The 19,489-nt window shown below is 52.4% G+C and carries 19 protein-coding genes and 1 tRNA gene; 14 read left to right on the forward strand and 6 right to left on the reverse strand.

Translation table 11 applies throughout. The features are described from left to right. Positions 1-80 precede the first annotated feature (80 nt). Both CVV30_02440 and CVV30_02445 read left to right on the forward strand, forming a co-directional pair. Positions 81-2,234: a hypothetical protein gene (locus tag CVV30_02440; GenBank protein ID PKL70238.1), complete on the forward strand. Its 2,154-nt coding sequence runs from the start codon at positions 81-83 to the stop codon at positions 2,232-2,234. A gap of 1,155 nt (positions 2,235-3,389) precedes the next feature. Then, positions 3,390-3,635, forward strand: a complete 246-nt coding sequence (locus tag CVV30_02445) for a hypothetical protein (protein PKL70239.1) — start codon at positions 3,390-3,392, stop codon at positions 3,633-3,635. A 241-nt stretch (positions 3,636-3,876) separates the two neighbouring features. Here the strand turns inward: CVV30_02445 and CVV30_02450 are convergent, their stop codons facing one another. Beyond that, positions 3,877-5,865 carry a methionine--tRNA ligase gene (locus CVV30_02450; GenBank protein ID PKL70240.1) on the reverse strand — a complete coding sequence of 663 codons (1,989 nt, stop codon included), beginning with the start codon at positions 5,863-5,865 and terminating at the stop codon, positions 3,877-3,879. Positions 5,866-6,032: 167 nt separating this feature from the next. Between CVV30_02450 and CVV30_02455 the strand changes: the two genes are divergently transcribed. Both CVV30_02455 and CVV30_02460 read left to right on the forward strand, forming a co-directional pair. After that, complete coding sequence (locus CVV30_02455; GenBank protein PKL70241.1) at positions 6,033-6,392, forward strand: hypothetical protein; 360 nt, start codon at positions 6,033-6,035, stop codon at positions 6,390-6,392. 202 nt (positions 6,393-6,594) lie between these two features. Then, positions 6,595-7,386 carry a hypothetical protein gene (locus tag CVV30_02460; protein ID PKL70242.1) on the forward strand — a complete coding sequence of 264 codons (792 nt, stop codon included), beginning with the start codon at positions 6,595-6,597 and terminating at the stop codon, positions 7,384-7,386. A gap of 28 nt (positions 7,387-7,414) precedes the next feature. On the opposite strand, the gene CVV30_02465 is transcribed toward CVV30_02460, so the two are convergent. Next, the gene (locus CVV30_02465) at positions 7,415-7,918 is read right to left on the reverse strand and encodes a hypothetical protein (GenBank protein ID PKL70243.1); all 504 of its coding nucleotides are present in this window, start codon (positions 7,916-7,918) and stop codon (positions 7,415-7,417) included. 87 nt (positions 7,919-8,005) lie between these two features. Then, entirely contained in the window at positions 8,006-8,977 is a 972-nt protein-coding gene (locus CVV30_02470) for a phosphoesterase (GenBank protein PKL70244.1), read from the reverse strand. A gap of 105 nt (positions 8,978-9,082) precedes the next feature. Between CVV30_02470 and CVV30_02475 the strand changes: the two genes are divergently transcribed. The 3 genes from CVV30_02475 to CVV30_02485 all read left to right on the forward strand — a co-directional run bounded on the left by CVV30_02475 (position 9,083) and on the right by CVV30_02485 (position 12,226). Further along, positions 9,083-9,156: transfer RNA gene (locus CVV30_02475), tRNA-Phe, on the forward strand. Between the two features lie 89 nt (positions 9,157-9,245). Further along, on the forward strand, positions 9,246-11,237 hold the full coding sequence (locus tag CVV30_02480; protein ID PKL70245.1) for a sodium:proton exchanger: 1,992 nt from the start codon (positions 9,246-9,248) through the stop codon (positions 11,235-11,237). A 53-nt stretch (positions 11,238-11,290) separates the two neighbouring features. Next, positions 11,291-12,226, forward strand: a complete 936-nt coding sequence (locus CVV30_02485) for a DNA-3-methyladenine glycosylase 2 family protein (GenBank protein ID PKL70246.1) — start codon at positions 11,291-11,293, stop codon at positions 12,224-12,226. Here CVV30_02485 and CVV30_02490 read toward each other — a convergent pair. The 3 genes from CVV30_02490 to CVV30_02500 all read right to left on the reverse strand — a co-directional run bounded on the left by CVV30_02490 (position 12,221) and on the right by CVV30_02500 (position 14,892). Next, a complete protein-coding gene (locus tag CVV30_02490; protein ID PKL70247.1) occupies positions 12,221-12,634 on the reverse strand; it encodes a hypothetical protein in 414 nt (137 codons plus the stop codon). The two genes, CVV30_02485 and CVV30_02490, sit on opposite strands and share 6 nt — an antisense overlap. A gap of 109 nt (positions 12,635-12,743) precedes the next feature. Further along, positions 12,744-13,112 carry a response regulator gene (locus CVV30_02495; protein PKL70248.1) on the reverse strand — a complete coding sequence of 123 codons (369 nt, stop codon included), beginning with the start codon at positions 13,110-13,112 and terminating at the stop codon, positions 12,744-12,746. Then, positions 13,102-14,892, reverse strand: a complete 1,791-nt coding sequence (locus tag CVV30_02500) for a PAS domain-containing sensor histidine kinase (GenBank protein PKL70249.1) — start codon at positions 14,890-14,892, stop codon at positions 13,102-13,104. Before CVV30_02500 ends, CVV30_02495 begins: the two co-directional genes overlap by 11 nt. A gap of 88 nt (positions 14,893-14,980) precedes the next feature. Between CVV30_02500 and CVV30_02505 the strand changes: the two genes are divergently transcribed. From CVV30_02505 to CVV30_02535, 7 genes are all read left to right on the forward strand, one after another. Further along, on the forward strand, positions 14,981-15,661 hold the full coding sequence (locus CVV30_02505; GenBank protein PKL70250.1) for a 2,5-diamino-6-(ribosylamino)-4(3H)-pyrimidinone 5'-phosphate reductase: 681 nt from the start codon (positions 14,981-14,983) through the stop codon (positions 15,659-15,661). A 106-nt stretch (positions 15,662-15,767) separates the two neighbouring features. After that, complete coding sequence (locus CVV30_02510) at positions 15,768-16,988, forward strand: anion transporter (protein ID PKL70251.1); 1,221 nt, start codon at positions 15,768-15,770, stop codon at positions 16,986-16,988. Between the two features lie 269 nt (positions 16,989-17,257). Further along, entirely contained in the window at positions 17,258-17,500 is a 243-nt protein-coding gene (locus CVV30_02515; protein ID PKL70252.1) for a ferredoxin, read from the forward strand. A gap of 41 nt (positions 17,501-17,541) precedes the next feature. Beyond that, positions 17,542-17,877 carry a cupin domain-containing protein gene (locus CVV30_02520; GenBank protein PKL70253.1) on the forward strand — a complete coding sequence of 112 codons (336 nt, stop codon included), beginning with the start codon at positions 17,542-17,544 and terminating at the stop codon, positions 17,875-17,877. Positions 17,878-18,188: 311 nt separating this feature from the next. After that, complete coding sequence (locus CVV30_02525; GenBank protein ID PKL70254.1) at positions 18,189-18,425, forward strand: hypothetical protein; 237 nt, start codon at positions 18,189-18,191, stop codon at positions 18,423-18,425. A gap of 320 nt (positions 18,426-18,745) precedes the next feature. After that, positions 18,746-19,114: a cupin domain-containing protein gene (locus CVV30_02530; protein ID PKL70255.1), complete on the forward strand. Its 369-nt coding sequence runs from the start codon at positions 18,746-18,748 to the stop codon at positions 19,112-19,114. 4 nt (positions 19,115-19,118) lie between these two features. Beyond that, positions 19,119-19,403, forward strand: coding sequence for an aldolase (locus CVV30_02535; protein ID PKL70256.1), 285 nt, complete (start codon positions 19,119-19,121; stop codon positions 19,401-19,403). Positions 19,404-19,489: the final 86 nt, after the last annotated feature.

Raw genomic sequence — 19,489 nt, forward strand, 5'->3', positions numbered from 1 at the left:
TCGTTTCCTACGTTGCCAACAATCTTACTCACAATCGTAACCGGTTTTTCCGGATCATGAGAAGTGGATGAGGGGCAACAATGGATGGCAAAGGTATTCTGAACGTGCGAAACCGGTCCTTCTCTCTTTATCTTCTCATTGCAATGGTTTTTTTGATCGTCATTGTTGTCGGGCTTGTTTCCGTGAATGATTACAACAATACAAAAAAAATGTTTGACCGGAATTCCCAGCACCTCCAGCGGCAGACCGAACAGGATATCATTGCCACGATCCGGCTGACCGATGAAAGTTACACGCTGTATGACACCAGCTTAAACGATCAGATGCGCCGGGGATTTGATGCGGTTCTCCTGGAATATCAGCGGACGGATGGCATCCCGTCGCGTATGGACCTCATGAAGATCAAGCACGACCTCGGTGATCCCTTCGATATCTACATCATCAATGAATCGGGCGTGATCGAATTCACCACGTATGCACCGGAACTCGGGCTGGATTTCAAAAAAACCCCGTATTTTTTTACCTACCTGACAACCATCAGGAACTCTGAAGGATTTTTCCCCGATCATATTGTAGAAGAAATGAGCGGCAGCGGGCAGCTGCGAAAATTTGCCTATATGCCCACACCCGATCACCGGTATGTGCTTGAACTGGGACTTGCAAAGCCGGCATTTTCGGGTGAGCGATCCGCAATCCAGTACAGGGAAGCGGTTGACCGGATCGCGTCGGCCAACCCGTATATCGATCAAATCAGGATCTTCAATGTCTGGGGAGATCTTGCGGGGAACTCTTCCGTTGAGCCGGATTCTTCCACCCGGATCGCCCTGGAGCAGGTCACGCGGCAGCGGGGAGATCTATCAGTCGCAAGACCCGAGACCGGGCAGACGGTAAAATATCTCTTCATTGACCTGAAGAGCGAGCAATACGGTTCCGATCCGAGCCGTATCGTGGAGATCACGTACGATGATACCCTGTTCATGAAAAATGCCGGTGAACATGCCCAGTTCCACCTGCTCATCGCAATTCTTGCTCTCATTGTCGGTATATGTTCCGCGTTTGTTCTCTCGCGCCACCTGTCAGATCCGATCGCCGGCATTGTCCGGGACGTGGACCGGATTTCTGACGGAGACCTTGACTGGAAGATCTCACCGACCAATCTCAAAGAATTCCAGGTGCTGGAACAGAGTATCAACCGGATGGTCCTCTCATTAAAGACCGGGATCATGGAGGTCCAGGATGAGAAAACATTCCAGCAGGAGATGATCAATCAGCTTCCGGTAGCGGTATTTGTCAAGAACGCTACGGACGGGAAATATATCTTCTGGAATAAGACCAGCGAAGAGATCTATTGCCTAAAAATCTCTGATGTTATCGGAAAGACTGCCCGTGAACTGTTCCCTGAATTCATGGCAAAGGAGATTGAAGCGCATGATCGTGAGACAATAATTAACGGGAGGTGCGCACGGAACAGAAACGGCCCTGATGCACAAAACAGGGGACGTTTCTTCCATATTGTGACCGTCCTCATACCCGATTCTGCAGGGAAGCCCCGCTATATCCTTGGCATGGCACAGGACCTGACCGGCGAAGCTGCTCTCCTGAAACAGGATCTCATCTCCAGCATAACCCGGGGTGATATTCTCGATCAGCTTGCGGTCATTATGAATTCCCTTGAGCGGGCGCAGCTCAAGACTTCGGAAGATGCCATTCAGGCGTTTTTCGACAATACCATCGGATCGGTTGAATCGATCCGGAACCAGATCGGGTTTATGAGAACGCTCCAGGATCTGGGAATTGTGTCACCGAAATGGCAGAACGCTGCCACCGCGTTCGAAAGCGCCATCGCGCTTATGTCCGTATCCCGTACAGATATCCGTGCGGAAACCGGCAATTTTGAAGTGTATACCGATCCCCTCCTGCCCCGGGTTTTTTATGAGCTCCTGGAAAATTCCCACCGGCACAGTGGTCGCCAGCTGACAGCAATCCGGCTGTCTGCCCACATTTCTGAGAAGTCCCTCCATCTCATATACGCGGATAATGGTGTCGGCATACCTTGTGATCAGAAGCAGAAAATCTTTGAGTTCAGGTACGGAACAGGCACCGGCATGGGTCTGTTCCTTGTCCGTGAGATTCTTGGCTTTACTGCCATCACGATCACGGAGAATGGCGAGCCGGGAAATGGCGTCCGGTTCGGGATTATTGTGCCGAAGGGGAAGTGGAGGGTGAGAGAGTAGGGATTTTTATTCGGCTGGTTGGGCATTTCAAAAGAGAAAAAAATTCCAACCGGACTGTGATTGAAATATTTTGAGCCGAGCTGGTAAAAAAAATTTCAAGCAAATCACGTCCAGAAAATTTCCACACGATCCTCCACAACAAAATCCCGTTGCCCCCCTGAAATCAACACCCCCCACCCCCCACTATAAGGACTTCACAACGCCCCTAATCCGGGCACGTATTACCCCCCGTTTCCTAAAATTGTGCAAACAAAGCCCAAAATGAGTCCCATTTCCTATCAGATCACCCCCTGTTTGATCGAAAACTCATGGGATATTTCGCATGAAGATAGGGTCCGGATCAACCTCCTGAGATCAGGGGTTTTTGGCCGTTTCCCTTTCCTGTTTCATGCACTCAAGGGTGGCTGAAGTTTCTCAATCCAAACTGCACAGGACTGGCAGTTTTCTCTCTTCGCAAAATGCTCCGTTTCCGCATTCGGGTTTAAAATAAGATTTCCTTAAAAGAACTGGCCGGAAAAACTTCAGAACTGGCCGGCCGGGTGCCGGAAATGATGCAATCCGGGGCCATTCTGGACCCGGATGAGATGTGCAGGGGAGCAGCCCTTGTGATGGGGGAGGTTGCAATGGTCTGGATCCCGGCACCCCCAAAACAGGGGTTCTTTTCATTTCCCCCCAACTCCACTTAATCAGAAAAACGATCGGCCATCCAATTGATGCTATTAGCGGTTTTTTTAGAGCCCGATAACCCCATAATCCAGCCAAACGGGGGCTAATACGCGATTTTCCAAAAACAATAGTGTCGTTTTCTCATGAATTACTGTCATTTTGGAGACCGGGGCTCTTGCTTGTGGAGCAGGTCTCCGACGGAGACGCAAGGTGGGCGGAGTACAGGTCTCCCCCAGTCCCGGGCCGGGAAAAAGGGCTCCAGTCCCTCTATTTCCCATAAACCGTTTCTGATGCCGCCGGTTCAAGCGCCTACCCCGCAGGTTACAGGATTACCCACCGGCAGTTTTGCGAATTTATATGTCGTGCAGGTAACCTTGTTGTGCTGGTTGAATCCCTCAGGGAAACTCACCAGAGAAATGAGAGCAGGACCGTTGCTTCCTCCGGCATGCAATCCCCGGCTGCCGGTGCACACCGTACCTTTCCCAAAGCATGGTCCTTCTCCCGTTCCAATCCAATAAAATCTATGATGTGATGAACATGAACAACAACACCCCAAAAAACGGTATACTCGCTGCCCTGAACCGGGCACGGGCCATGATCAGCAACGATGAACACGCATCTCCTCAGCAATTACCGGTCGGAGGCTGGGTGCGGGAGGTCAGCTGCCGCGAAAACTGGCGCACAACCACCATCATCCACCGCCACCGCGACCGGGCTGCCACACCCCCGCTTTAATCCAAAAAAAATTCCATTCGCCATGGGAACCGACCGTTCACTGTCACCACAACTGCCGGAAATTCCCGTGGCGTGCCATCTCCTCTTTTGCCCGCATTACCGCAATCTTCCGTAACGTATCAGGAAATCAGCCTGCCCGGTTGTCGGTCATTTTATTTTCGGAATGGTTGTCCGGATGGGACGCAGCCGGATAATTACCGGAACCGGATCAAAATACAGGAACGGAATCAAAAAAAAAAAATTACCGGATCTTACTGCCCGGCTCCACCGGCCGGAACGGCACGAGCAGTGACGCGGCATCTCCCGCTGCAAGTACCATGCCATTGCTCTCCACGCCAAAGATTTTTGCCGGCGCAAGGTTGGTGACCACAACGACATCCTTTCCCACCAGTTCCTCGGGCTTGTAGAATTGCTGCACGCCGGCAACGATCTGCCGGGTCTCGCTGCCGATATCGACCTGCAACTTGAAGAGTTTGTTCGATTTCGGTACCGGCTCTGCGGACAGGACTTTTCCGGTCCTGATGTCTAATTTCTGGAATTCCTCGAATGTAACCATGGGTATCTTCTCTGTCTTCTTGTTCGCTTCTGCCACCCGCTTCTGGAGCAGTGCATCGAGTTCTTTCACCTGATCCTCTTCCATCTTCACAAAGAGCGGGGTCGGGGCGTTGATGCAGCCTTCCGGTACCGGGTGGGTGGCGTCGCTGATCGGGTGGTCTGCAACCTGATCGTAATAGCCGAGTTGTTTCCAGCAGTTCTGGGCAGTTGCCGGCATCACGGGTTCAAGGAGCAGCGCAAGGGCTTTTGTTATCTGGACGCAGTTCCGGATCACCTGTGCGGCTGCTGCCCGGTCGGTCTTGATCAGTTTCCACGGCGCATTGGTCTGGATATAGGAGTTGCCAAACGCTGCGAGTGCCATGATCGAATCGACCGCACCCTTGAACTCGTACTCCTGCATGTAGCCGTTCACGGTCGCAAGGCACTTCCCGATCTCGGCCGTGATCGCCGGGTCAACGGTGCCGCCGGGGATGCCCTCCCATTCCTTCTGGGCAAAGTAGAGTGTGCGGTACACAAAGTTGCCGAAAATGTTGACCACCTCGTTGTTGATCCGCTCGGCAAAAACTTTCCACGAAAAGTTCAGTTCCTTGGTATGGCTCGTGTACGCGAGCAGGTAGTAGCGCAGGTAATCGGCCGGCAGTCCTTTGTCCAGGTAATCGTCGTTGGTCCAGACCACATAGCCCCGGGACTTCGAGAACTTGTGGTCGTCCACCTTGACCATGCCGCTCGCGACAATCGCGTGCGGGACTCCGTAGCCTGCGCCTTTCAGCAGCGCTGGCCAGAAGATGCAGTGGTGGTAGATGATATCGCCGCCAATGAAATGCGTGACCCGGTTCTCCCCGCACCAGAACCGTTTCCAGTCATTGCCGGTCTTTTTGGCCCACTCTTCGGTAAACGCGATATAGCTGATCGGGGCATCGACCCAGACATAGACCACGAGATCATCGCGGCCCGGAAACTTCACACCCCATTCGAGCGTGCGGGTGATGCACCAGTCATGGAGTTCGTCTTTGATCCAGCCGATCGCGTAGTTCTTCGCATTGCTCGTGCCCCGCAGGGTGTCGAGATAGGGGAGTAAGAAATCCTTGAACTCCGAGAGTTTGAAGAAGTAATGTTCCTGGTCGCGGAACTCGGCCTTGGTCCCGCAGACTTTGCAGAGCGGGTCTTTTATCTCGCCGGGCTCAAGATGCTTACCGCACCCCTGGTCGCATTCATCCCCGCGGGCGGGTTTCCCGCAGTGGGGGCAGGTGCCCTCCACGTACCGGTCCGGCAGGAAGCGTTTGCATTTCGGGCAGTAGGCCTGGTGCACGATCTGCTTGTAGATGTACCCGTTCTTCTCGAGCTCGGCAACGATGCTCTGCGTGCGGTGGTGGTTTGCGGGATTGTCGGTCATGCCGAAGTGATCGAACATCACGTTCATCCGCTTGAACGTCTCGTCGAAGTGCGCGTGGTAGCGTTCGGACATGGCCCGCGGCGTGATGCCGGTCTCTTCAGCAGAGACCACGATCGGCGTCCCGTGATTGTCCGAACCGCAGACGAAGACAACTTCCTCTCCCATCCGCCGCATATAGCGGACGTACGCATCAGCGGGAACGTACGTTCGCAGGTGTCCGAGATGGCAGGGGCCGTTTGTGTACGGCAGCCCGCACGTGACCAGCAGCGGTGGCGATGTCATGACTACATTTTTTGATGGTGAACCGTAATAAGATATGTTCTCATCAGCCCAAAAGAAACGGCTTAAAAACAAAATCTCTCCGGATATTTTTAGAGTGATGGCGATCTCTTTTTGATGATATTTATGAGGAATATTCCCGGGATACTTGGCAATGTTTATCTCTTAATGTGAGTAAATCTCTCGAAGAAACGGAGAATCCCCCTTTGAAAATTTTCCCTCTCCTGCTGTTTATCCTCCTTATCAGCGCAATCGTTCTGCCGGCCGGAGCGGAAGATCCAAACTATGACGACCTGCTCAAAAAGACCCAAAACCTGAATATCACCGTACCGGAAAAGGGGACCGCATTGCTGGGAACAAAAGAGTCCATGACCAACTATCTTGACTGGTTAAATGCCAGTGCTTATGCCATGACCACCTTTGTTAACGATGTGCTGGATGCCTTCGGGCTCAGTAATACAACCTATGCTCAGGATCTGACGAAAATACTGAAATCAGGGTTTACACTATCGCCGGCCAGAACCGGATAAGAGTAATTATCAGTAATTTTTTAATTGCATATACCGGGAACCCTGTTTAAAAAAACTATGAAGTCAAAACTCTCAGTTATCCTGCCGGGACCAAATACAAATACGTATGACCTCCTGTATGAGAGTAGTGGTACAAATTCCTGGTAAATAACCAGAAAGCACAAGATTGGGATCAAAATAAATATTGTAAACTGATATGACCATGGCCAAACTGCACAAACTCCCCACGCGGGCATTCGGGGCCGAACCCGGGATACCGGATATTGCCCGGCTTTCAGCATGGATCGCGGAGCACCGCGGCACCCTGGCCGACATTACCACGTACCAGCTGCACCAGTCGCTCGCCCCGCAACTTGAGGCCGGGATCGGGCATCCCTGCGCCGGGGGAAAGTTCGTTGCCGACCGGATCCGGGCATCGCTGCCGGGTGTAGCGAACGGGCGTGCAGTCGATGAAGTTACCGTGAATCCGGAAGCGATCATCGAGGATGCGGCGGGCATTGTCGTCCAGAAGCGCAACTGCTGGTGTGCCCTGCCGGCGCCGCACGTGCTCGGGCTGACTGATGGTTACTATTGCGATGACGAGGAGTGGAGCGATGCGCTCACCCGGGCCTACTGCACGATCACGCGGGCAATGCGGGATATCGGTATTGCGGGGCACGTATTGATCTGCGATAAGGCAGATGAGATGGAGATCACGGCGCTTGTCCAGAAGAATGTTTTTTTCTTCCAGCCGTATGCGGACCGGAAAGCCTTCGAGATTTTGCTGGAGTACCAGCGGCAGATCGCGGTGTACCCGAAGCAGCTGGAAACGGTTTTTTCCCTCACGGACGAGTATGACCTGCGGAAGATCTTTTTAGTGGACGCGGATGCAGAAGCGATCCGGCTTGCGCTTACCCATCTCGATCCGGATCAGGTGAGTGTCGGGGGCTACTGCCGGGATGAAGACTCGGAGTACTGGAAAAACCTTGTTGATGTCGCTGTGTATACGCGCTGATAAAACTTAAAAAAAAAAGAAATCCGGATCAGCTCTGGCCAATCGGGTGTGAGACCGAAGGGATGCTGATCAGGTTGTGCCAGGTTTCGCGGGACCCGTCGGGGAAAATTACGGTTGTTGTTGCGGGTGAGAAGTCCGGCGAGATGAGGGGCGCGAACCAGTACGAGTTCAGGATCTTTTGTGCACGTTCAAATGATAAGGATGGAGTTTTCATCCATGTCTGGTTATTCTTTGTAGTAACTGAGGCAAACGCGGGGACAATCACGACCGCCGAGGAACTGGTTGCTTTTGTTACCGTGACCGGTTGATCAGCCTTTGTCTCGAATGCTTTCTTGAGTTCAGCAGCCGGATCGGTGATCCGGAAAAAAACCGCGCTCTGTTCGATTAAGGAGAGATCATACTGCATATCGATCTCTGCATTGCCATCCGGTGCAAGGGTGATGGTGAGGGACTTCATCGTGAATGCCTGCGCCGGCATTACCGAAAATGCCAGTATGCAGAGGCAGCCGATGATGAGGTAGAACTTTTTCATAGTAACCGGTTGTACGATCACGGAGGTTAAAAAATCGTTGGATGGCCGGAGTGATAATAATCCGAATTCCCGATCATCCGGCACGGGTCAGTTTGCTTCTGCCGCCTTCACGAATTCGTCGAAGTGCCGGCTCTTCTTGAACAGCCACCACGTGAACCGTTCAACCACGGAAAAATTAAACGAGCCTCCCGCAGCGTTGGGGTGCCCGCCCCCGCCAAATTCGCGGGCAATGATGTGGCTGATCGGGGGGACGGAGCGCACCGAGAACTTGCCATCCTTTCCTATGATCACCTCGATATCGGTCTTCCTTTCATCCCGGATGAAATGGGCGGTCTCGCTCGGGTAGCCATAGAGCGGCGCAAATGCAATCCGGTATTTTTTTCCGAGGAATGTCGCGTGGTTCAGGCTGCGCTGCATCATTGCCTCCATCTCGGCCTTGATCTCCGCGTACTCCTGCTCGATCAGGGCATCGGAAAAGATCCCGGCAACAAGGCAGTCGCGGACATGGTCGCGGTTCTTCTTGCGCTGGAGCACCTGCCCGAGCACCGCAGACCGGGGATCTTCATGCTTCCAGAGATCATAATCGCAGACAACCCGGGCAATCTCGGCGGCAACCGGATTATCGGGAGCAATGTCGCGGGCAACGATGCCGGTTCCGCATACGGATGTATCGATATGGAGCAGCGCAACCGTGCGCTCTGTTTTTTTGATCTCGTCATCCCGCCACCGGTGGTGATCCCTCCACTCAATGTTCCAGCCGTTTGCGGTAGCTTTTTTGGCAATCAGTTCAATTTCCCGGTGATACCCGAGATCCGAGATGGAGAGCAGGTCGCCTTTTCCCTCGCAGGAAGCAACAAGTGCAAAGAGCCCGGCAAATTTTCCCACCGAACTCCAGATGGTAAACACGCCATCGGTGCCAAACTTCATCCGGTGAATTGCATCCGCTCCCACGGCATCGAGATCATTATGGGTGAGGTGGACGACGTGTGCAGTGCGGCTTTTTATGGCATTTGCAAGGCCGCTGTTCTCTCCGCTTCCACCTGCATTCGGGAGTGACATCTGTTAATACTGTCACCACCTCGTATAAAAATGAGCGTTTCTCCCCCATTTACGGGCAGGTGAACGGATCATTTATTAGTTACCAGTGACAACATTTGTACTCCTGCCCTAGTAGCTCAGCTTGGGAGAGCGCTAGACTGAAGATCTAGTTGTCGCCTGTTCAAATCAGGCCTGGGGCACTCTTTCTTTTGTTTTTTTTTAAAAAACAAAATTATCTTCAATCCGGATAGACTATTACTTTACTGACAATAATTTTCCGGAGAATTGTATGTACCTGATGCTTGCAGCAGTTATCATCATCTCAGTGTCGATCATCCTCCTGTATATCGGCAACCATTTCCGGCTCCCGAGTATCGTCTCCTTCCTGATCATCGGCATGCTGCTGGGTCCGTTCGGTTTGGGCCTCATCACCGACCAGTCCGCCATCGAAACCTTTGGCGAAGTCGGGATCATCCTTTTACTCTTCACGATCGGTCTTGAGTTCTCGTTTGAAAAACTCCTCCACTCGTGGCGCACGGTCATCATCGGCGGGTTACTCCAGGTAACGACAACGATCGTGGCAATCACCCTTGTCACTTCGTATTTCAAGCTCCCGTTCAACGAAGCCCTCGCCTTTGGGTTCATTGTATCCCTTTCCAGTACCGCCATTGTCATGAAAATCCTGCAGGAACGCAGGGAAGTCGATACGCTCCAGGGCCGGACACTGCTTGGCATCCTCATCTTCCAGGACCTTGCCATCATACCAATGATCCTCATCACGCCGATGCTGGTGGGAAGCAGCGGACCCGACCTGAACGGCATCCCGTTCCAGATCGGAAAAGTTGCCGGGCTCCTGCTGATCATTATCATCCTTGCCAAATGGGTCATCCCCGCGTTCCTGTTCCGGGTTGCCCGCCAGAGAAACCGCGAACTGTTTTTCATCTCCATCGCCGGCACCTGTATCGTTATTGCCTGGCTGACAAGCGAGGCCGGCCTCTCGGTCACGCTCGGGGCATTTGTGGCGGGCCTTATTATCGGGGAATCTGATTACAATATCGATGCGCTCAGCCATATCATTCCGTTCCGGGATGTTTTTGCAGCAATATTTTTCCTCTCTATCGGCATGCTCCTCAATACCAGTACGGTCTTGACAGATCTCAACTGGATTATCCTGATTGTCCTCATCATATTTTTCGTGAAGATCCTGACGGGTATGTTTTCAGCCGCAGTTCTTGGCATGCCCGCCCGGGTCTGCATCTTTACCGGGCTTGCCCTCTGCCAGATCGGGGAATTTTCCTTTGTGCTTGCAAAGACCGGTCTTGATTCCCATCTTATCACCGATGGAATCTACCAGCTTTTCCTGGCAGGTGCCATCATCACCATGGCGCTGACCCCGTTTATCATGAATGCCTCCCCGCGTGTTGTCGACCTCTATTACCGGATCGCACCCCGGCGTGCACTCTATCCCGGGCAGCATGAACCGGAGGATGTTTCTGACAGCAACCTCTCCGGCCATATGATCATCGCCGGGTATGGAGCCACAGGAAAAAGTGTGGCACGGGCAGCCGAGATCACTGGCATTCCCTACATGGTGATCGAGCTGAACCCGGAAATTATCCGGAAAGAGAAGACATCGCGCCACCCCCATTTCATATTCGGCGATGCCGCCCAGCGCGAAGTCCTCGAGCATGCCGGCATCTACAATGCCCGGGCGCTCGTGGTCGTTGTCTCGGAGGAGGATGCAATTCCCCGGATCGTCCGCCTGGCACGACAACTCTCCCCCCACATTCATATCGTTGCCCGGATACGCCACATTCGGCGTACGCAGGAGATCCTTGATCTCGGTGCAGATGAGGTCGTATCCGAAGAATTTGAGGCAGCACGGGAAATTTTTACCCGTGCACTAAGGAAATACCACCTGCCCGAAGCGGAGATCCAGAAGATTGTCTCCCGTCTCCAGAAATGGGGGTATGCGAAATTTATCAAGAACCCGGAGAATGGCATGACAAAATCCAGCATGGACACCATGTTGCATTCGCTCCGGATTCATACGATCCGGGTTGAACCCGGTTCATTTTCAGACGGGAAGACGGTGGCCGGTCTGGAGCTCAAAAAACGTTTTGGCATTGCGGATTTCGGGTTCCGGCACGGGGAAGTGACGGTCTTTGATCCCGATGACAACCAGAAGATCCGGGCAGGAGACGCCCTGATCATTTTTGCATCCGACGAAAAGATCGAAGAGATGTCGCCACTCTTCCGTGCATGCATGACCGATGACTAACCGAATCGCCATTATGTCCGGCGATCCGGAATCCAACAGGATAACTAAAAATTATGCCCGGTTTTTCCCTGTCGCCAAGACCTCCCTATGATTTCTCCCTCAGTTCCGCGATTTTTTCAAAGGGTGATCCGCAGATCCGCATTTTTGAGAACAACCAGTTCCGCCAGGCCATGGAAATAGAAAAAATACCTGTCCTGTTCGAAGTGGAATCGGCAGGAACCCCGGATAATCCTGCACTGCGGTGTACCCTTTTTTCTGACCGTGCAATTCCGCAGGAGATCATAACCATTGCCCGGGACCGGATCATCTCCCTTTTCAATACCGCCGATGACCTCCGGCTGTTCTATCGTGCAATGGAGCACGACGAGGTCATGGCCCCCCTCACCCGGAAATTGCGGGGGCTTAAGAGTCCCACAACGCCAACCGTTTTTGAAGCGCTCATCGATTCAATCATCGAACAGCAGATCTCGCTTACCGTTGCCCGCACGATCCAGAACCGGATTATCCGGGAGTATGGCGCACGTCTGGATCATGCGGGCAGGATTTACTTTTGTTATCCCACACCGGAAATTCTTGCCGGTGTACCCGTTGAATTATTGCGGGCGTGCGGCATGACCACCCGCAAAGCGGAGTACCTTCATGACCTGTCCCTTTCGATCAGCAACGGTGAGCTGGATTTAGAAAAATTCCGGAACTATCCGGATACGGAGCAGATCATTGCTGAAATGATCCCGGTGCGGGGTATCGGCCGGTGGACTGCGGAGCTGACAATACTGCGGGGAATCCACCGGCTTGATGCCTTCACGGCCGATGATGTGGGGACGCGAAGGATTATTGCAAAATATTATCACCGCGGTGAACGGATGTCTGCCGCTGATGCCCGGAACTTTGCAGACCGCTGGGGAGAGTGGAAAGGGCTCGCTGCCTATTACCTTGAGATTGCCGATCTTCTCGGCATTGAACCCGCCTCCTTAAAAAAAGAATTATGAGCCCGCGTTTTGTTCCGCAGCGATCTCCCACCGGGCCAGTTGCCATTGCGTTTTATGCTTCCGGTACTGTGCCGTTACCCGGAACATCCCTTTTACTTCCTGTTCCCCGACAACCAGTTCCTCATAACACCGGTAAGTGAGAACGGCACGGTCAGCATCCGGCCCTAGCTGGAGCCGGGGTTCGCTGATGGCAAATACCCTGATGGTGAGCAATGGAAAAAGCGTTTCAAGCACACCAGCCCGGTCAAATCTTCCCCGGGTGTTAATCTCGATATAGTCCGGGGCAAGGAGGGCTTCGAGTGCCCGCCGGTCTTTCCGGAGCCATGCGTCCGCTCGTGCATGTTCCCGTACCAGGAGCATTTTCAGGAGTTGCCCGGGATCGAGGGTTGACGATGAACCTGCGGTCATACCTGATTGTAGGAGGGTACCGGAGAATAAAGGATTCGATGATGGCAACAGGCAGGTACCGTGCGGGAGATGTGTTCCTGATAACCGTGGTTATCTGGGGATAAAAAAATTATTTTCCTAAAAATTTCTCAATGCCTGCTTTGAGTTCAATGATGGAGACCGGTTTCTGGAGCACACCCAGCCGGGGATCTTTGAGTTCTGCAATTTTTTCTTCAATGGAAGGCGATGCGGTGAAGAGCAGCACCGGGATCTCTTTTAAGTTATATTCCCCGCGGAGTTTTTCTAAAAACTCCCACCCGTTGATCGGTGTCATCATGATATCGAGCAGGATGAGTGAAGGCGGTTCCTGTTTGATCTGCCTGAACGCATCAAGCACTTCAGGTACGAGGATGGGTTCGTAGCCGATTCGCTTCAGGAGGATCTCCATCATCTCCAGAATTGGCTGATCGTCTTCAATAAGCATAATTCTATGAGGCATTTTTCATCTCCTTTGGGATGTGTATGGTGAATGTACTGCCGTTGTTCACTGCACTTATTACTGAAATATCCCCGCTGTGCATCTGGACAACTTTTTTTGAGATGGATAACGACAGGCCGATCCTGTCATACCGGCGGGATAATTTTGCTGCATCAGCAAGCTGGAAGGGTTCGAAGATCGATGCAAACACACTTTGCTCGATCCCGATCCCGTTATCCTGCACGGAAATGTGATGTTGAGAGTCTTCGTTCTCTGAATTATAAAAAATATGGATCTTTCGCGGGGGTTTGGAATAGCTCACTGCATTGGAGAGCAGGGAGTCGATCACATTGCAGATGCGTTCCTTGTCAGCAATCAGTGCAACAGAATCGGGAATATCTATGGTCACTTCTGCTTTTGCGAGGTATCCGCTGGTGTCCAGGATGCTTTGCACGAGGGGTTTTAAGGGGAAGGTTGAATAGCTCAGCTGGAGCTTGCCGCTTTCCAGCACTGAAAGTTCGAGCATCTGGTTGATGATCTGGCGTTCCCGGTCAACACTGACAAGGCAGCGTTCAAGGATTTTTTTGGTATCCTCAACAATCCCGAATCCCTGCGGATCGGAAAGCAGGAGATTGAGATAACCGAGAATCGGTTGGAGGGGTGTACGCATCTCGTGGGCCACCGTGATGATGATCCCGCGCCGCCGCTCGTTATCCTCGCGGATTTTATCCGACAGGCGCTGCCGTTCCGAGATATCGACAATATTAATCATTATTGCCGGTTTTTTAAGATGAAGGATCGGGTTTGCCGTAAGCGCACCGACCTTCACTTCACCGGTTTTGGTAACAAACCGGATATCTTTTTCCTTGAGGATGTTTTTGCTTTCTGACCAGTGTTTTGCATATTCAATGAATTCGTCCCGGTCGCGGGGATCGACCAGCTCATCAAGCGTTTTTCCCGCAAGTTCGTTCCTGCCGTAGCCGGAAAAGCCGGAAAATGACGGGTTTGAAAATTTGATGGTCCCTTCCTGGATGAGCAGGATGCCATTGGGGGAGTTCTCGGTCAGCTGCCGGTACTTCAGCATATTGTCATTATTCATCTTCTCGGCGATTTTGCGGCCGTTGATGTTTATCGCGGTGCAGCTGATGGTGTTTTCATCAATGGCATTCCAGGAGAGGTTTACCCAGCAGCCGGCGCCGGATTTGGTTGCAAGACGCGTCTCGAAATTTTCCGTGGCGCCATTCTTTGCTATTCGTTCCAGAAAACGTTCCCTTTCTCTTGGGGTCAGGCAAAGTGATGTAAAAGGCCTGCCCTTGATCTCTTCAGGAGTATAGTCAAGCATTGCCAGGAACAGGGGATTTGTCTTCCGGATTGTATAATCCGTACGACTGAACAGGACAAAACCCAGTTGGGAATGCTCGAATACCAGCCGGTAACGGGTTTCCCCGTCCCGGATTTTTTCAATAAAAAAGGTGATCAGGTAGGCAATAATGACAAAGATCACGGCTTCAGAAGTGATGGCGGCAAGAGCCCCGTAATTGGGGAACCAGTAGTAATAGCCAATGGCCTGGTAGATGATGCCGCAGATGAACGCGACCAGCAGCCCCCGCTTCGGGTAAAAAAAAGCAGCATAGATGATGGGAATAAAGAAGAGCTGGTAATTGATGAAATCTATTGAACGGGAAAAGGAGAGTGCGGTGATGAGGATACTACAGATGGCAAGCGACGAGATAACGCAGAAACGGACAACGTCAATCTGTGGTATCGTGTGCTGGAAAATCCGAATCACTTTGCCATCCATATCTTCTGTGGACAATTGAATTTCTTGTTATTTGAACATTCACTTTAAATGCTGTGAATATATTTGGCAGGGCAACCAACGATAGTGCATGCGACCGTATGTCGTGGTCAATGTTGCCATGAGTGCCGACGGAAAAATATCCACCCGGGAACGCCGGCAGGTAAAAATTTCCGGTGCACAGGACTTCAAACGCGTTGACCGGCTCAAAGCAGGTGCGGATGCGGTCATGGTCGGGATCGGTACCGTGCTTGCTGACGATCCCTCCCTCACGGTAAAATCCGAGGAATGCCGTGTCCACCGGGTGCACCGCGGCGTGGATGAACATCCGGTTCGTATCGTTGTCGACAGTGCAGCCCGCATCCCGCTGGAAGCATCCATCCTGCACAAGGGACCGGGAAAACGGATTGTTGCGGTCTCGCGACAGGCAGATCCCCGGAAAATTACTGCCCTGCAGGAGTTTGCCACGGTGATTATTGCCGGGGAGCAGGATGTCGACCTGGTAACCCTGATGGACAAGCTGGGTGAAGCGGGCATCCAGCGCCTGATGGTTGAAGGTGGCGGAACTTTGATCGCCGGGCTGTTAAGCGCCGGGCTGGTCAATGAGATTTACTCCTTTATCGGCAACATTATCATCGGGGGAAAAGATGCTCCCACGTTCGCTGACGGGGCGGGATTTATTTCTGAATCAGAGTTTTGCCGGCTCACTCTTATCGAGTCGCACCGGATTGAGAAGGGTATTCTTCTCCACTGGCACGTGGAAAATTCATAATTTTTCCGGTTTACCGGTGCAATACTTTTTCTGAAAACTTTTTTCCGGAAAGATGCGAATGCTCATCTGCCGGCACGGTTGACATTCATCTACGTATATCGCAGTTATTGTGTTAGCGGCTGTCTTTCTCCTGATTGCAGTCAGGCAGGTGGGCCGGTTCACGTTAAAGATCTGGCAGATCATGCTCGGCGGAGCAGTGGCCGTCCTGGTCACCGGTCAGATTGCACTACCCGATGCACTGCGTGCGATCAACCCCGATGTGATGCTCTTTTTATTCGGGATGTTTGTTGTCGGGGAAGCGCTCGTGGAGAGCGGGTATCTTGCCTCTATTGCCCACCGGTTTTTTTCCCCGGCAAAAAATCCCGATCAGCTGGTGCTCATGATCCTGTTTGGCATGGGGTTGCTATCAGCCCTCCTGATGAATGACACGCTGGCGATTATCGGGACTCCCCTTGTGCTCGCGCTTGCCACGCGGTTTAAGCTCTCACCTTCCCTGCTCCTTATCACGCTGGCAGTTGCGATCACCACCGGCAGCGTGATGAGCCCGATCGGAAATCCCCAGAACCTGCTGATTGCACAGGACAGCGGGATGACAACCGCATTCGTGACCTTTGGTTCTTACCTGCTCATCCCGACCCTTATCAGTCTCCTCCTCGCGTTTGTGGTGCTGCGCCTTTTCTATAAGGAAGAGTTCTCGTTCCGGCCGGTTCCCGAAGATCCCATAACTCCCTGCGACCCGAGCGCGACGCTGCCGGTCCGGTGTTCGCTCGCAATCATCCTCCTGCTCGCTGCAACAAATATTGCCGCATCGCTGCTGGGCGCCCGGATGATAATTACCCTGCCCCTGATTGCACTGGGAGCCGCGGCCCCGGTTCTCCTGCTCTCGGAACGGCGATGGACCGTGCTCCGCGGGATTGACTGGGCAACCCTTGTTTTCTTTGCCGCGATGTTTGTCCTGATGGAGAGCGTCTGGCAGACCGGTTTTTTCCAGTCCTTTGTTGGCGGGGGCATGGTCTCTTCCGTGCCGATGATCCTCGGGACCAGTGTGCTGATCAGCCAGTTTATCTCCAATGTTCCCTTTGTTGCGCTCTTCCAGCCCATGATCCTCCAGGCCGGTGGCGGTGCTACCGCCCGGCTCATGGCGCTTGCGGCCGGCAGCACCATTGCCGGGAACCTGACAATCCTTGGCGCTGCAAGCAATGTCATCATCATCCAGAATGCCGAGAAGCAGGGCCGGACGATCTCCTTTATGGAGTTTGCAAAAGTGGGCATCCCCGTAACGATTCTCCAGCTTTTTGTGTACGGAATTTTTCTTTCGATACTCTGATACGGACCCGGGTTTTTGCGGTTGATCCGGAAAAAGGGGATTGAGCTGAATCTCCCGGGTTCACCTGCCGGAAAAAATTTACTGTTGGGTGTTCAGAAATTTTTTTTAGAAACGGTAAGTCTCTTTCCTGCAGGAAAATGAATAAAATCGAATCCGTTCCTTCCCGCTTGAACGAGCCGGATTAATTCCCAGACTTTTAAAAAATATTCCGGAGTGCAGAGAAATCTTTTAAGATTCCGCCAGCGAAAGAGAACAACGGACAAAACGGTATGAATGTGACCATCGACCGCATGGGATGCGTGATTTGCGGAGCGTGCTGGAATACCTGCCCGGATCTCTTCGAGCAGAATCCCTGCGATACTTTCGCGCAGATCGCAGAACCGTTCCGGTTCTGTGGCGATCGGGCTGAAGGAACTGTTCCGGAAGATCAGGTCGCGTGTGCATGGGAAGTGGTGAATCTCTGCCCGGTCGGGATCATCGCCATCACCCCGGACGAATCAGAGGAAAGGTAAATCCCCGGAATTATTCGCAAACGAAACAGGAGAAAGATATCATGCAGGATGCTGAGCGGGAAGAACTCAAAGGAAAAGTGCTGGCAATCAATGACCTGATCGCGTACCAGACTGGTACGGTTGCAAGCCGGATGATCGTGTTCAAAAAAGCGGGGAATCTGACGATATTCTCCTTCGATGAAGGGGAAGGATTGTCAGAGCATAGTGCCCCTTTCGATGCCATCCTCCAGGTTACTGAGGGAGAAGCCGAAGTGCAGATTGCCGGTGCGCCTTTCACTGTGCATACGGGTGAACTGATCATTCTCCCGGCAAATATCCCCCACGCGGTTTTTGCAAAGAAACCGTTCAAGATGATGCTTACGATGATCCGGGAATGAAGATCCGCATCAGCCAGTGTCCCTCAAATCTCCTGTTCCGGGCTCATTTTAACCCCGGATTGCCGGAACCGGACGGTAGAGGACCGGCCAGTTCGGGGCATTTTCCTTCACTATTTTGACAATTCGTAATATTCCGTTCCTGATTGCCAAACGGACGCTTTTGCCTGGAGGAAAACCGGCCAGTCTGGAGCTGTTTGGATTGACGATCTCAGGTCCCTGCGATGGGCTGGATGGTCAGGACAAATCGCAGGAAATCACCCTGCAAAAAACCGCCCGCATTCGCGTCCGGTTGGCCGATCCCTCCTATCCCTATGATCAGGCTGTTCGGTGAGTGGCAGGAACAGATCCCGGAACCCGGTTTTAGGGTTGGAAAATTCTGCCGGGCCGCCCGCGTGGGGGAGGTGGAAGAGATCGAGCCGGGTAACGAGGGTCGGAGGGGGTCGCATGGGTACACGTGCCCGGCCCGGATTCAGCCCGGGCCGCTGTATACAAACTCTCATTTCCTCCATATTTACGTCAGGAATACGATCTCAAATGATCGCCCGTAGCCGCATGAAGCCCGGGGGGAAAAAACAAGATGTACCCATGCGACCCCCCTCCCCCCTCTCCGGATTTTTCCGGATTTTTGCATTTTTAGCGAGGTGAAGTTGTGCTTGTAGAGGGATTTGGATGATGGGGGGGGGTCGCGTGGGTACAAAATAGTAATGGGGGTCGCGTGGGTACAAAATAGTAATGGGGGTCGGGCAGTCTGCTTTGAGTGTGGTCGGCCCCGGTTTTTTTTAAGCGGAGGGATTTCCGTGATTCTCCGGACAGGAATACCGGATATTTTAAAAACCTCTACCCTCTATTATCATTTATCTGATATTCCATGGTCGAGTACGAGCCCCCGAAACACGAAGACAAACCGGATAAGAAACGCGAAGATCTCAAAGGGAAAGTGATCAGTCTCAAGGATCTGGTCAACTATGCGGACGGAACGGTCGCCAGCCGGATGGTCATCTCGCGGAAAGCGGGCAATATCACGATCTTCTCGTTTGATGAGAACGAAGGACTCTCTGAGCACACGGCTCCCTTCGATGCGCTGGTTACGATCCTTGAAGGAGAATGCGAAGTCTGGGTTGCTGGGCAGACATTCCCGATGAAAACGGGAGAGACGATTATTTTTCCGGCAAATGTCCCGCATGCCCTGTCAGCCATCACGAAATTCAAGATGAGCCTGACAATGATCAAGGAATGAGTACATGTCCGGCGATGACAAGGATGGCAACTACTGCTCGATCTGCGGGGGGATACCGCCCGATAAGATTACAACCAAACGGGTGCTTATTGACGGGAAAGAGACCGGTATCGATCACCTGGACTTTATTTTTGACGAAGTAAAAAAACTCCGGCTGGATAACAATTCAGTAATTTCTGATGAGATTCTCAAACGGGTAAAGGTCTTTAATTACGTGCCCACAAAAAAGACGGCAGAATATGCCGATGCCCTTCTCGCTGAATACCGGAAAAATTTAATCAACTCGTAACCGCACTCAAGGTAATTTTTTTAGATCATAATTCGACGCTTTGACGCAATTTTAAAAAGAACCGGGCACAGATACGGTACCAGCAC

Source organism: Methanomicrobiales archaeon HGW-Methanomicrobiales-1 (assembly GCA_002839675.1).
Lineage (GTDB): Archaea > Halobacteriota > Methanomicrobia > Methanomicrobiales > Methanospirillaceae > Methanoregula.